At 71.5% G+C, this 13,606-nt stretch carries 12 protein-coding genes; 3 read left to right on the top strand and 9 right to left on the bottom strand.

Translation table 11 applies throughout. The annotated features are described in order from the left end of the window. A partial coding sequence (locus FJ251_07905) for a metal ABC transporter permease (GenBank protein ID MBM4117658.1) occupies positions 1-973 on the top strand: 973 nt, incomplete at its 5' end. A gap of 35 nt (positions 974-1,008) precedes the next feature. Here FJ251_07905 and FJ251_07900 read toward each other — a convergent pair. The 3 genes from FJ251_07900 to FJ251_07890 are packed head-to-tail and all read right to left on the bottom strand — an operon-like array spanning position 1,009 to position 2,458. Next, positions 1,009-1,539: a hypothetical protein gene (locus tag FJ251_07900; protein MBM4117657.1), complete on the bottom strand. Its 531-nt coding sequence runs from the start codon at positions 1,537-1,539 to the stop codon at positions 1,009-1,011. Further along, a complete protein-coding gene (locus tag FJ251_07895) occupies positions 1,536-1,871 on the bottom strand; it encodes a helix-turn-helix transcriptional regulator (GenBank protein ID MBM4117656.1) in 336 nt (111 codons plus the stop codon). The genes FJ251_07900 and FJ251_07895 overlap by 4 nt, the downstream gene beginning before the upstream one ends. Positions 1,872-1,900: 29 nt before the next feature. Next, on the bottom strand, positions 1,901-2,458 hold the full coding sequence (locus FJ251_07890) for a hypothetical protein (protein MBM4117655.1): 558 nt from the start codon (positions 2,456-2,458) through the stop codon (positions 1,901-1,903). Positions 2,459-2,589: 131 nt separating this feature from the next. On the opposite strand from FJ251_07890, the gene FJ251_07885 reads away from it, so the two are divergent. After that, on the top strand, positions 2,590-4,788 hold the full coding sequence (locus tag FJ251_07885) for a hypothetical protein (protein MBM4117654.1): 2,199 nt from the start codon (positions 2,590-2,592) through the stop codon (positions 4,786-4,788). 154 nt (positions 4,789-4,942) lie between these two features. Beyond that, the gene (locus tag FJ251_07880) at positions 4,943-6,250 is read left to right on the top strand and encodes a hypothetical protein (GenBank protein MBM4117653.1); all 1,308 of its coding nucleotides are present in this window, start codon (positions 4,943-4,945) and stop codon (positions 6,248-6,250) included. Between the two features lie 202 nt (positions 6,251-6,452). On the opposite strand, the gene FJ251_07875 is transcribed toward FJ251_07880, so the two are convergent. The 6 genes from FJ251_07875 to FJ251_07850 all read right to left on the bottom strand — a co-directional run bounded on the left by FJ251_07875 (position 6,453) and on the right by FJ251_07850 (position 13,568). Then, complete coding sequence (locus FJ251_07875; protein MBM4117652.1) at positions 6,453-6,635, bottom strand: hypothetical protein; 183 nt, start codon at positions 6,633-6,635, stop codon at positions 6,453-6,455. Between the two features lie 480 nt (positions 6,636-7,115). Next, positions 7,116-7,964, bottom strand: a complete 849-nt coding sequence (locus FJ251_07870) for a hypothetical protein (GenBank protein MBM4117651.1) — start codon at positions 7,962-7,964, stop codon at positions 7,116-7,118. A 27-nt stretch (positions 7,965-7,991) separates the two neighbouring features. Continuing rightward, complete coding sequence (locus tag FJ251_07865) at positions 7,992-9,176, bottom strand: hypothetical protein (GenBank protein ID MBM4117650.1); 1,185 nt, start codon at positions 9,174-9,176, stop codon at positions 7,992-7,994. Between the two features lie 65 nt (positions 9,177-9,241). Then, on the bottom strand, positions 9,242-10,495 hold the full coding sequence (locus FJ251_07860) for an asparagine synthetase B (GenBank protein ID MBM4117649.1): 1,254 nt from the start codon (positions 10,493-10,495) through the stop codon (positions 9,242-9,244). Continuing rightward, complete coding sequence (locus tag FJ251_07855) at positions 10,492-12,486, bottom strand: tetratricopeptide repeat protein (GenBank protein MBM4117648.1); 1,995 nt, start codon at positions 12,484-12,486, stop codon at positions 10,492-10,494. The genes FJ251_07860 and FJ251_07855 overlap by 4 nt, the downstream gene beginning before the upstream one ends. Further along, positions 12,483-13,568, bottom strand: a complete 1,086-nt coding sequence (locus tag FJ251_07850; protein MBM4117647.1) for a hypothetical protein — start codon at positions 13,566-13,568, stop codon at positions 12,483-12,485. Before FJ251_07850 ends, FJ251_07855 begins: the two co-directional genes overlap by 4 nt. Positions 13,569-13,606: the final 38 nt, after the last annotated feature.

Here is a 13,606-nt window from a genome sequence, read left to right as displayed (position 1 = left end):
GATCGCCTTCTTCGTGGTCAAGGATCTCAGTTCGCCCTGGCTCGTGCTCGCCGCCGCGGCGACGGGCGTGCTCACGGTCGTGCTCGTCGAGCTGCTCCACCGCAGCGGCCGGCTCAAGGAGGACGCAGCGATCGGCCTCGTCTTCCCGGCCCTCTTCAGCCTGGGCATCGTCCTGATCACGCGCCATGCGGGCAATGTGCACCTGGACACGGACGCCGTGCTGCTCGGCGAGCTGGCCTTCGCGCCCTTCGACCGCCTCGTCGTGGCGGGGCGCGACCTCGGCCCCCGGCATCTCTGGGTGATGGGCGGCATCACCCTGATCAACCTGGCGGCGGTGACGCTCTTCTTCAAGGAGCTGAAGCTGGCCACCTTCGACGCCGGGCTGGCCGCCACGCTTGGCCTCTCGCCGGCGCTCATCCACTACGGGCTCGTGACGCTCGTCTCGCTGACGGCGGTGGGCGCCTTCGACGCGGTGGGCCTGATCCTGCTCGTCGCCCTGATGATCGCGCCGCCGGCCGCGGCCTACCTGCTCACGGACCGGCTCGGCCTGCTGCTCCTGATCGCCGGCGCCCTCGGCGCGCTGGCCGCGGCGCTCGGCTACGCGGGGGCCATCGCGCTCGATGCCTCGATCGCCGGCGCGATGGCCGTGGCCAGCGGGCTCGTCTTCGCGGTCGTCTACCTCGCCGCGCCGCGGCGCGGGCTGCTCGCCGAGCTGGCCCGCCGCCGGCGTCAGAAGTGGGAGTTCGCGCAGACGATGCTCGCCATCCACCTCGCGCAGCACGAGGGCGACGCGGACGAGGCGGAGGAGTCGCGCGTCGACCATCTGCAGGGGGCCCACGTCGGCTGGACGCCGACCTTCACGGCGCGCGTGGTGGCGCTCGCCGAGCGGGGCGGCCTGATCACGCGGACGGCCGAGCGGCTCCACTTGACCGCCGCCGGGCGCAGCGCCGCCGCGAAGGCGCTGGCGCGCTAGCCGTCGGCCTCAGGCGGCGGGTTTTGTACACGTGGTCACTCCGCCGCGGCGACGAACTCGGCGAACTTCTCCAGTTGTCCCTCGCGCTCGCACCAGGCGCGAATCACCGGCAGTTCGATGCGTTCGCGCTGTGCGCGCGCGACGGCGAGCGCCTGCGCGAGGCTGCCGCGGTCGTTCCAGAAGAGGAAGCCGGCGAGGCGATCCCGGCAGCAGTCCGTCGGCTTCAGGATGTGCAGCAGCGCCGCGCCCTCGTGCAAGGTGTCCCAGGCGCGGGTGATCTCCCCGCCGACCATCAGGGGGCCCGGTGGGAAGTCGAGCGTGAGAGGATTCGCTGCGTGGTGGTAGACGTTCCCGACGAGGCGGTAGCCGAGAGCCGCGAGCACCTCGGCGCCCCCGGGGGCGGCGACGGTGAGCACGAAGTCGAGATCGCGCGACTGATAGGCCCCTTCGGCGTAGACGGTCGCCGCGCTGCCGCCGGTGAGCACGGCCGTGCTGCCCGCCTGATGGAGCGCGGTACAGACTGCGAAGGCCACCTCGCGCAGGCTGCTCTCGGCGGTGATGCTCACTGCACCTTGCCCGGGCGGCGCGGCCGGCTGCGGCGCGCCGCGGCCGTCGCCTGCAGCTCCGGCTCGGCTTGCGCGAGGCGCAGCAGCAGGGCTTTCAGCTCCCGGTGGGCGAAGTGACGCGGATCGAGCTCGGTTCGCCGCGCGCGGCCCACGAGGCGACTCGCCACGATGCCCTCCTTCTCGAGAGCGGCCAGGATGGTCTGCACGGCGAAGAGCCTCGCCCCCAGCAATGCCGCGAGTTCACTTGCGTGGCTCTCGCCGAGCAGGGCGAGCAGGATGAGCGTCTCCGTGCGTCGGCGACTTCCGAAGAGCTTCTGCGCCTGGGCTTGCATGCGCCCCCTTTACCAGTGAACGCTGGTGATTATACCAGGATATCATGGTGTGTCAAGCTGCGAGCAAGTCCCCTCCCGCCGTCCTCGCCCCTACCAGCCTCCCGAGGCCCCGCCCCCGCCCGAGCGGCCGCCGCCGCCCGAGAAGCCGCTGCTACCCGAGCTCCAGAACTGCGCGAGCCGCCACCCGAACCGCTGCCGCCGAAGGTGAAACCGCCGATCCTGGCCGTGCCCTTCGTCTTCAGCGCCTTGCGCGCCGTGCCGTACCAGGAGGCGCGCGAGACGAGCAGCTTCGCGATCGGGAAGCCCACGAGGTAGACAATGAAGAGGACGAAGGCGCCGATCAGGATGCGCTCCATGATCGACAGGTCGGGGCCCTCGAAGAGCGCGGGCTCGCTCTCGCCGGCCGCCGCGTCGTCGGCGAGCGCGAGCACGGCGAGCGCCGTGGTCAGCGCGAAGGCCTTCCAGGGGACCTCCGGGTAGTGGTCCGCCTTGCCGATGACGGCCGCGAGCACCTGCACGCCGGTTCGCGCTTCGAGTTGCTCGGCCGCCGCCTCGATGCGGCGCTCCTCGTCTGGAGTGATGTGCATGCCGCTCCTCCCGAGGCGGCATCCTAGCCGGCCGGCAGCGGTTCGCCAATCCCGATTCCGGAGCCGGCGTAACGCCCGCGTAACGGCCTTCGGCGAGACTGTGGCCATCACAGTCGCCGAAGGAGGATCGCATGCGCCACCCCAGCTCTAGCCCGCCGCTCAGTCTCTTGCTCGCCATCAGCCTCGTCGCCGGCCTGGGCATCGGCCTGGCCCTCGCCCAGGATTGCGGGGACTACGCCGACACCCCCCACGTCATGGGCAGCGTGAACGTCTACGGCGCCCGCGCCGTCGCCGTGGCCAGCGACACCGGCTACTTCGCCTGCGGCGAGTACGGCTTCAAGGTCGTCGATCTCCAGGATCCGGCCTGGCCCCAGCTCCTCGCCACCCTGCCGACGGCCGACTATGCTGACGACGTGGCCTACGCCAGCGGCCACGCCTACGTTGCCGACTGGCAGGCCGGCCTGCAGGTTTTCGATGTCAGCGATCCGGCGGCGCCCTCCCTCGTGCGCACGGTCGCAACCGGCAGCTACGTCTTCGGTGTCGCGATCGCGGGCCACTACGCCTACGTCGCCGACCACGCCGGGCTGAAGGTCGTCGACATCGCGGTACCGGCATCCGCTGCGATCGTCGGTAGCGTCCCCATCGCCGGCTATCCGACCAGGGTGGCCGTCCAGGGTAACCTGGCCTGCCTCGCCGTCGGCAGTTACGGGATCGCGGTCGTCGACGTCGGCAACGCGGCGGCGCCGGCGCTTCTCGGTTCGCTGCCCTCTCCGGGCTACACGAGCGACGTCGCCGTCGAGGGTACGCACGCCTACCTGCTCGGCGATACCTCGGGCCTGCACGTGATCGACCTGACGACTCCGGCCGCGCCGCTCGAAGTCGGCAGCCTGGACCTCAACGAGGAGTTCGTCTACGACCGCCGGCTCGAAGTCGAGTGGCCCTACGTGCACATCGCGCACGCGCAGGGCTTGCACGTGATCGATGTCTCCACACCCGCGGCGCCCGCCCTCGCCTGCCGCGTGGGTCTCGGCATCGGGGTCTTCGCGGGCGAGGGTGCCTTCGGCGTCGCGATCGGAGAAGGCATCGACTGGGTGGCGGCCGGCATCGGCGGTCTTCAGGTCGTCGACCTGAGCCAGCCCACCTTCTCGCTGCAGACGGCGAGCTGGACCTGCCCCGGCTGGGGCCCCACGGACATCGCGATCCAGGGCGGGCTCGCCTACGTCACCCACGGCGGGCCGGGGCTGCAGATCCTCGATCTGGCGGACCCGGACGCGCCCGTGCTCCTGGGCGAACTGGCCACCGACCAAACGGCCTATCACGTAGCCCTCGCCGGCGAGCTCGCCCTCGTGACCGACAACTCGTTCCGCTTCTACGTCGTGGACATCGGCGATCCGGGCGCGCCGGCCCTGCTGGGCTCGCTGCCCCTCACCGACATCGTCAACGGACTGGCGGTGCACGGCGACTACGCCTACGTCTCGGTGAGCTGGGATGGCGTGTGGATCGTCGACATCAGCGACCCGGCCAACCCGGTGCACATCTCCACCGAGTGGTCCATGTGGATGCCCGGCCAGATCGTCGCCGAGTATCCGCTGCTCTACGTGGCGGGCTGGAACCAGGGCCTGCACATCCTGGACGTCAGCGATCCGCAGAACCCGATCGTGGTGGGCAGCGACTGGGTGGGCGGCGAACCGGGCGGCATCGCCCGCCATTCGCACTACGTCTACATGGCCCGTGCTGGCGTGGGCCTCCAGGTGATCGACGTCGCCGATCCCGCGGCACCGAGCTGGGTCTGCGACTACGTCCTGCCCGGGGACGCCTACGACATGGCCGTCGACGGCGAGCTGCTCTACGTGGCCAGCCCCTACACGGGTCTGCAGGTGGTGGACATCGCCGCGCCGACCGCGCCGCGCCTGATCGGTACCGGCGCCACGAGCGCCCAGCCGCGCGCGGTGGCGCTGGGCGCGGGCCGGGTCTACCAGGCTGCGGAGTGGGGTCGCCTCGAGATCTTCCTGCCGCAGTGCAGCGACGAGTCGGCCGTCGGGACGGCACCGGCGGCCTGCGCGCTGAACGCCTTCCCGAATCCCTTCAACCCGCAGACGACACTCGCCTTCACCCTGCCCGCGGCCGCGCGGGTGGAGCTGACCATCTACGATCTCGCCGGACGGCGCCTGCGCAGCCTGCTTGCCGGCCCGCTGGACGCCGGGCGGCACAGCGCGGCCTGGGACGGCCGCGACGCGCAGGGCCGTGCGCTGCCTTCCGGGCTCTACCTGGCGGCGCTCGTCGCCGACGGGCAGGCCGCCGGGCAGTGGAAGCTGGCGCTGCTCAGGTAGCGCGACCGCGCGCGCAGACTGCGTCAGCGACGCGGACTCCCAGCACTGGGAAGGCCGGGCGCCGCGGTTCCCCGGGGACCGCGGCGCCGAGAGCGCTGGACCCTGCGGCGAGCCCCTGCTAAGAATCTGCGCCTGGCCCCGGGAGGCATCGCCGGTGACGTTCCGGACCCTGCTGCGCCAAGCCGCGCTGTTCCTCGCTGCCTGGGCGGCAGGCGTGGGCGCCGTCTTTCTCGGGAAGCAAGTCACCCACTTCAACGCCGCCCACTACTGGCCGCTGAGCATCTTCAAGCCGCGCTGGCCGGCCCCGGCCCACTGGCTGGGCTTCGCGGCGGCGGCGGCGCTCTTCACCATCGCCCTGAGGTTCGAGCTCTGGCGGCGGGGCCGCTTCGCCGTGGTTGGCGGCGGCAGCCTGATCGTGCTCGCCTCCGCACTTGGCCAGGGTTGGGAAGGCGGCTACGCCAGGCCGATCGCCGGGCTCTCGGACGGCATCGGCGTCCAGTACTACCACGCGGCGATCGAGCTGAGCGGCCCCGGCGAGGCCCTCCACGATTTCAACGCCATCCAGCCGCGGCTGCGCAATCACGCGGCCACGCATCCGCCCGGCGCCCTGCTGCTCTTCTGGGCGCTCGCGCGCCTGCTCACGGCGCCGGCCCTGATCGGCCTCGCGCTCGCCCTCGGCTCGCTGCTGCTCGGCGGCTGGCTCCTCCACGGCTTCCTCGGCCGCTTCCTCGACGCCGAGCGCGCTGCTCTCGGCACCTGGCTCTTCTTCCTGCTGCCCGCAGTGCAGATCTACGCGGTCGCCAGCCTGGACGCCCTGATCGCAGGCTGCTTCCTCGGCTGCCTGCGCTGCTTCGAGCCGGAGCGCGCCTGGCCCCGGCTCCTGGCTGCCTTCGCCTGGCTGCTCGTCGCGGCCTGGCTGACCTTCGCCTTCCTCTACCTGCTGCCGGTGCTGGCCTGGGTGGAGCTGCGCAGCCGGCGCACGCTCTGGCGCAGCGCGCTGCTCGCGCTTGCGGCGGGGCTGGCGCTCACGGCGCTGCGGCCCCTCGTCGGCTTCGACTACTGGCAGGCCGGCATCAGCGCTGCGCGCCTGGACAATCGCGAGGGCTGGCTCCTGCTCGCCGATCCCCTATCCTATGTCTCAACGCGCGTGGAGGACGTGGCGGAGATCCTGCTCTTCCTCGGGCCCTTCGCGATCGCGCTCGCCTGGCAAGGCTGGCGGGCCCGGCGGGGCGAGTGGCGAGAGTGGACGCGCGGCGGTCTGCTCAGTCTCGCCGGCGCGCTCCTTGCCGGCGCTTACAAGACCGGCGAGACGGCGCGCGGCTGCCTGTTCATCCTGCCGCTGCTCCTGCTGCCGATCCTGGCGGCGCCGGCCATTGCCCGGGAGCGCCCGGCGCGCCTGCTCTCCGTGCTGCTCTTCGCGCAGGCCCTGGCGATGCAGGCTTTCGGGGACTACTTCTGGTAGTCGAGGTCGCTGGTGCAGACCGGGGCCGCCCCGGCGCTCCGCGCGCGGCAGATTGCGCGCGGAGTCGCCCTGTCAGTCCTTGCCGGCCGCGGCCTCCGCGAGCTGCGCGCCGTCCAGCATCGCCTTCAGGGTCCGGCGCCGGGCCCCAGTTCGGGTCCGTGTGGGAGACGCGGATCACCGGGAACTCGTGCGTGCGGAGGAGTCAGATCGCGCCGTTGACGGTGAGCGGCGCGATGCGCTTGTCCTGCTCGGCCATGTAGGGCAGGAAGGCGTTCTGCACATCGATGACCAGCAGCGCCGGTTGCATCGGCGGCGGCGCTGATTCCGCCGCAAGAACCGGGAACGCGAACACCATCGCCAGCAGCACCCATCCCCATCGCTTCATCTCCTCCCCTCCGTTCGGGATGGAGCGAGCATGGTCGGCCTGGCCCGGCCAGTCAATCGCTGAAACGCCCCGCTCCTGAGGAGCGGGGCGTCACCTGCGGGGAGATCCCAGGCCAGGGCCTCGGCATCGATCGCGGCGACCGATCCCTCGCCCGCGGGCACAAGCGGCGCCGGCCGCTCGAGTTCGGAGCAGCCGAGCGCAAGCAGGGTGAAGGATGCAAGCACGAATGCTAGAAGATGCCTCGACCTGGATTCCCTCCTGGTCCTCTATGCGCGCGCCGCACGGAGCGCGCAACCAGGACGGATCCAGCGAAGGTTTGCGGCAAGGCTGGCCGAGTAAGATGACTCCCTGTCGTTGACCCGTCCCCATCCCGGATGTGCGGCCAGTCGATCGTCTGGGCCGCCGCCGACAAGGCTGATCCCGACGGGCTTCGGGTGGAGGGGCGCAGCACGCCCCCCCCCTCTAAGTGAATCGCGGCTCCTACCTAAGCAACAGCATCTTGGCCGTCTCGCGGAGCGGTCCGGCTTCGATGCGGTACAGATACACGCCGGAAGGCAGCGCCTGTCCGGCAGCGTCGCGGCCGTCCCAGGCCACGGCATGGGCGCCCGCGGGCAGCGACTCGTCCAGCAGCATCCGCACGCAGCGCCCGCTCAGATCGAAGATCGCCAGGCGGACCGCCTGCGCGTCCACCAGATCGAAGCGGATGCTCGTCTTCGGGTTGAAGGGATTCGGCGAGTTGCCCACCAGCTGGTAGCGCGTCGGCAGCTCGGCGATCGCCGTCTCCTCCAGCGTGAACTCCACCGCCTCGTTGCTTGCGCTGCGGCAGACGATCTCCGGCGGATCCGGCAACAGCGGCGCCGAGAACTCGACGCGCAGCCGCTCGCCCTCGCCGCGGATCGTCGTCTCCGGACCCAGCATGGCCAGGCCGACGCTCAGGTCCTCGCCGCCCTTCAGGAAGTACGGGCCTTCCTGCTCGGCCAGCAGGGGGCCTGCCGTCACCGCGACCGTGACCGCGGCCGGCAGGTCCAGACGCAGGCTCAGGCCCTTCAGGTCCCGGCAGGGCTCGAGCAGACCCAAGGCCCAGCGGTACTCGTCGAGCCGGTACCAGGTCAGTCGCGCCATTGCCGTGCCCGTCGCCGCCGGCTGCGGCGAGCCGTCGTCGTAGGTCAGGGCGACGATCATCAGGTCCTCGAAGTTGACCCGGCTGTCCGTCTCGGGGATGCCGTCACCCAGATGCGAGTCCGTCGGCCCCACGTCGCAGTCGTTGTCGTAGGCGGCGGCGCCCTCCTGCGTACCGTAGGACGCCGCGAGCACCGTCACGTCCGCCATGTCGATCGCCGCCGCTGTCACCGCTCGTCAGGGCACCACGTAGACGTAGATGTTAAACTGCCCCATGACGTTGGCGTAGTAGACGACTTTCTTCCCGTCGGGCGACCAGCTGGGACAGTACTCGTAGTTGGGCGTGTTCACCATGGGCGCAACGCCGGACCCGTCGGCGTTCATCACGAAGATGTCCTCGGCGGTGGCGCCGTTGGTTCGCTGGAACACGATGCGGTCATCGGGTCCCCAGTTCGGATACCAGTCGTGGTCGGTGTCGGTGAGCTGCTCCGGCGTTCCCCCGGTGGTGGGCACCTTGTAGATGTTGTCCTCATGGTTGAACACCACCCAGGTCCCGTCGGGCGAGAAGCCCGGTTGCCGGCCCTCGGTCAGTTCGACGGTGCCGGTGTTCGAATGGAGCCAGACCTTCCAGGCGGCGAAACTCCCAGACGGGAGGGTGTCTTCATGTGTGTACGCGAGCTCATAGCCCGCGTGGACGGTGCGCGCCCAGGCCGGATCGAGATCGCGCGAGGTGTTGCGAGTGAGCATGCTGATCGTGCACCCCGACCCCGGTTGGAGGCAGTCCGGGAATCCATAGAAGACCTCGTAGTCGTTGTCGGAGTTGTTGACGTGAGTCATCTGCGAGCTCCACGCAAGTTCCCCCGAGCTGAAGTTCATATCGGGGTAGAAGTCCGGCTCGTCATCGAAGGTGACCCGTGTCGCCACGCCACCGGTGGCGGGTATCCGATAGATGTCCCAGTTCGAGCTACCTGGGAGCACTGAGCTGAAGTAGATCCAGTCCCCGCCCCCCGACCAGCACGGGTAGTGGTCCATGGCCGAGGTGTCCGTCACCCGGTACGTGTGGGGTGGGGTGATGTCGATGGTCGACTGCGCCGTCTTGCCCGCGGCTGTCGTCAACTCGACGCTGATCCCGATGACCTGCGGGAGTCCCTGCGGAATCGTGCACGCGACTTCTGTCGGACTCCAGGACGCGACCGTGGCTGCCGAGCCCCCCACCGTGACCGTACCTGGAGCGCTGTCGAAGTTCGCGCCCTTGATCTGGATCGGGATTCCCGGCGCCGCCCCCGAGGGAAGAATGCTCGTGATGTTGGGTGTCGAGCCGCCGTTCCCCGGCCCCGACGGTGAGTCCCCGCCCCCGCATCCAGCGAAGAGCACCAGGGTAGTGAGCAGGATCGCCGACCCGAGCATGACCCGTGTGTTCATGACTCGCCACCTCCCTTCACGTAGATACGCTTGCTCCTAGCGTCCAACACTGGGCGGGAGGCCGCCTAGGTCTTCCGCTCCTTCTTCTCGGCCGCCGGGAAGAGCACGTTGTTGAGGATCAGCCGGTAGCCCGGCGAGTGCACGTGCAGGCTGAGGTCGGTCGGCGGATCGCCGACGCGGTGCTCGTAATCCTCGGGGTCATGCCCGCCGAGGAAGGTGAAGGTGCCCTGCCCGCGCGAGCCGTGGATGTAGCGCAGCTCGCCGGCGCCCTCCACCTCGCCGAGCACGGTGACGTGCTCCTGCAGGAAGCGCTGGTAGTAGCTCGTCGTCTGGCCCATGAAGCCCTCGACGACGGCGACGTGGTTCTGCACGAGCATCGTCGGCACGGGATCGAATTTGGCCGAGAACTCGAAGAGCGTGAAGTAGTCGCCGCCGCGGCCGCGCAGGCGGGCCGTGTTCGTGGCGTCGACGTCGCTGAACTCGTAGACCATCGGGCTCGTGATCAGCTGGTAGTCCTTGAAGCAGAAACCGCGCGTGTAGTCGAGGCGCTCCTGGCAGTCGGGATCCGGCGGATCGCCGTCGAACTCGGCCGCCACGATGTCCACGCCCTCGGCCGCCAGCGCGATGTCGATGCTGTCCGTCGCGCTGCACATCGAGAAGAGGAAGCCGCCCCGCTCGACGTAGGCGCGGATCGCCCGCGCGACCGCCTTCTTGTGCTCGCTCACGCTCGGGAAGCCCGCGGCCGCCGCCATCTGCTCCGAGACCAGCTTGTCGCGCTGGTACCAGGGCGTGCTGCCGTAGAGCGCGAGGAACTTGCCGTACTGCCCCGTGAAGTCCTCGTGGTGCAGGTGCAGCCAGTCGAAGTCGGCGAGGCGCCCGGCCAGCACCTCCTGGTCGTAGACCACCGTGTAGGGGATCTCGGCGTAGGCGAGCGCCATCATCACGGCGTCGTCCCAGGGCTGCGCCGTGGGCGGGCTGTAGATGGCAACCTCGGGCGCCTTCTCGAGCACCACCTTCTCCATGTTGCTCTTCTCGATCGTGCCGAAGATCGCCGCGCGCTGGCCCTCGCTGACGGGCTCCACGCGCACGCCGAGGCGCACGGCCTCCCGCCGCGCGGCTTCCGAGTCGGTGAGCAGGAAGGAGCCGCCGCGGTAGTTGAGCAGCCAGAGCGCCGTCTCCTGCTGCTGCAGGCGGTGGTAGGCGAGGCCGTAGGCGCGCAGGTGATCGGTCTGCTCCAGGTCCATGGGCACCAGCAGATCGCCGCGGGCGGCCGGGGCGCCGGCGACCAGCGCGAGCAGGAGCGGGAGGAGCCGTCTCATGCGTTCTCCTTGAGCAGATCTTGAAGATCCCGCAGGCTGGGCCGGAGGCGAAAGTCCGGGTGCTCCGCGAGGATGCGCGCGAGCAGGGTGCGCGCGCGCGGCGCGTCGCCCAGGCGCAGCGCCAGGCGCGCCGCCTGCTCGAGGGCCTGGGGTGCGCGCTGGTCGTCAGGATGCCGGTCGGCCAGCAAGAGCCAGGCCGCGAGCGCCGCCGCGCCGCGCAGCGCGCGCAGCTCGAGCTGCCCGGCGCGGTAGAGCAGGGCCGGGCTCGCCTCGTCCTCGGGGTACTCGGCCGCGAAGCCGAGCAGCAGCGCGGCCGCGCCGGCGGGATCGCCGCCGAACTCCTGCTGGCAGGCGGCGAGCAGGCGCGCGCGCACGCTCTCGGGCCAGTTGGCGGCCTCGGCCAGCAGCAGCGCGAGGTCGAGGGCGTCGTTGGCGAGCGCCGCGCCGGGATCGGTCTCGGCCAGTGCGGCAAGGCTGTCCTGCGCGGCCTGCGCGTCGCCGGCGAGCAGGAGCAGCTCCGCGCTGCGGAAGCGCGCCCAGGCGATCAGGCCGGGCTGCGTCTCGCCGCCCCGCTCGGGCCGCAGCAGACTCTCGTAGTGGCCCTTGGCTTCGGCGAAGCGGCCGGCGGCCAGCAGGTTCTCCCCCAGCTCCAGCTCGAGCGCCGCCTCGATGATCGGCGAGCGACCCCGCTCGGGCTCGAGCAGCCAGGCTCGCAGCAGCGAATCGGCGGCGGCCGCCTCGCCCAGGCGATCCCGCAGCAGGTGCAGCTCGTCGATGAGGGCGCGCGTCGCCCACTCGCCGCCGGGCTGCTCACGCCGCAGGTCGGCGAGGAGGGCGCGCAGGGCGGCCGTGGCCGCGGGCGTTGGCGGCGTGCCGCGCAGGCGGGCCTCGGCGTCCTCCTCCAGGCGCAGGCGCGCGAGCTGGTAGTGCAGCATCGCCCGCAGGGACGGCGAGGTTCTGGCCTCTGCCAGGCCGGCGCTGAAGAGGCGATCGGCGGCGGCGCGCCGCCGCGCGGCCGCGTCCGGCCCGCCGCGATCGCTGTCCTCGAGGCAGCGCAAGCCCTCGCCGTAGAGCCAGTGCGCGCGGGCGCCGGCGGGCTGCGGGGCGCGCAGCACCTCATCGGCGAAGCGCGCGTGGTCGCCGACGGCGAGGTAGATCTGCCGGAGCAGCGGCGCCAGCCGCGGTGCGCTGGGTCCGGCCGCGAGGCTGTCGGCCAGGGGCAGGAGACGCGCGGGCTCCGGCGCCTCGGCGAGGAAGCGCTCGCCCTCGTCGAGCAGGGCCTCGCGCAGGCCCGGCTCCTTGAGCTGGGCGCTCGTCTCGGCGAGCAGGCGCAGGGTGTGCAGGGGCTGGTCGGTCAGGTTGTACAGCTCGAGCAGGCGACGGACGAGCCGCAGGCGGCCCCCCTCGTCGGCCAGCGGCAGCGCAAGGAGGCCCTCGCGGTAGATCGCCTCGACGAGGTCCGGGCGACTCTGATCGAGGAGCAGGCTCGCCGCCGCTTCGTAGGAGCCGGCCCGCGGGGGGCCCTGGCGATAGAGCTCGGCGAGCAGCGCCTTCGCCTCCTCATCCTTGCCCGCGCGCAGGAGGACCAGGGCCAGCTCGCCGAGATAGCCCTGCGCCTCGGGGTAGCGCTCGCGCAGCGAGCGCAGGAGCCGCTCGGCCGGCGCGAGGCGCCCCGTGAGCCGGCAGGCGCGCGCGACGAGGTACTGCAGCTCGGCGTGCTCCGGGTGGCGGGCAAGCAGGGGTTCGAGCTGCGCGTGCGCCGCCTCGGGGTCGCGCTTCATGAGTTGCTGGGCCTGGAGCATCTCGCGCGCCAGGTTCGACTGCGGATCGGAGGGACGCACCGGCCGCAGGGACTGCGGCGCCGGGCGGGGCACCGGTTCCAGCGTGCCCTGGGCGAGCGCGGCGCGGGTGGGCAGCAGCGCGAGCCCGGCGAGCAGGGCGAAGGCGAGTGCGCGGCGCGGCGCGCGGGAAGCGGGCGGCGGCGGTCTCATGGCAGGGGCTCGGCGCTGTCCTGGCGCTCCAGCAGCGAGCGGTAGTACTCCTGGATCAGCTCCTCGTACTCGGGCGGGGCCGCCTCGCCGAGGCCGCGGCGGATCTCCTCGCGCAGCTTGGCCAGGGGATCGCGGCCGTCCTCGGCATCGGGCCAGAGCGGAGCCAGCTCGCCGGCGGACTCGCTGCGACGCTCCGGCTTGAAGTCGCGCCGCTGCACGGAGCGCTGGGCGTCGAGCAGGCGTTCGAAGATCTTCTCCTGCCGGCGCAGCGTCTCGGCGTCCAGGCGGCCGGCCTCGAGGTCGCGCTCCACTTCCTGCATGTCCTCGACGATCTTGTCCAGACGCCCGAGCAGCTGGTCGGCGTCCTGGCCCATCATCTCCTCGACGCCCTCGCGGATCGCGCGCTGCTCGGCCTTCAGGCGCGCCATGCCGGCGCGCTGCTCGAGCGAGAGGCCGCCGCCCTGCCGGTCCGCCTGGCCGCGGCTCTCCTGGTTCAGCTTCTCCTGGCGACGCATCAGCTCCTGCATGGCGGAGCCCGGGTTGGGGCAAGCGCCGGTGCCGGCGCCCTGCATGCGCGTGCCGCGCAGCAACTCGACGACGGCGACGTTGAGATGCCCCACCGAGCGGCCGGCGCTCGCGACGCCCGCCTCCGCCTCGCCCGCCTCCAGCTCGGCGACGCTCTCCGCCATCGCCTCGAGCGCCTCCTGGCTCTGGCGCAGGGCCTCGCGGCTGACCCCGAAGGTGAGCTTGGCCGCCTCGCTCATCGCCTCGCGCACCTGCTCCATCGACTGGTAGAGACCCATCTGCCGGCGCGCGGCCTCGCGCAGGCGATCCGGGCGCCGGCCCTGGCGCAGGTGGCGCGCCGTCTCCTCCTCGTGGGCTTCTTCGCGCAGGGAGACCTCGAGCGCATCGCGCGTGGCGTCCTCGAGCGCTTCGAGTGCCGCCGTGTTGGTCTGGGAGCTCATGCCGGCCTGGGCCTGGACGAGCTTCCAGTAGAGCTTGAGCAAGCGGCGCGCGGCCTCGCGCTGGCTCTGGTTCGCCTCGGGCTCCTGGTCCCCGAGCTGTTCGCCGGCATCGCTCATCGGCTGACTCGGGTCCTGCGGGGATTGCGGCTGGGCGG

It is taken from the genome of bacterium (assembly GCA_016873475.1).
Lineage (GTDB): Bacteria > Krumholzibacteriota > Krumholzibacteriia > JACNKJ01 > JACNKJ01 > VGXI01.
Note: the sequence above shows the minus strand (reverse complement) of the source record. Positions and strands in the feature narration are given on the sequence as shown.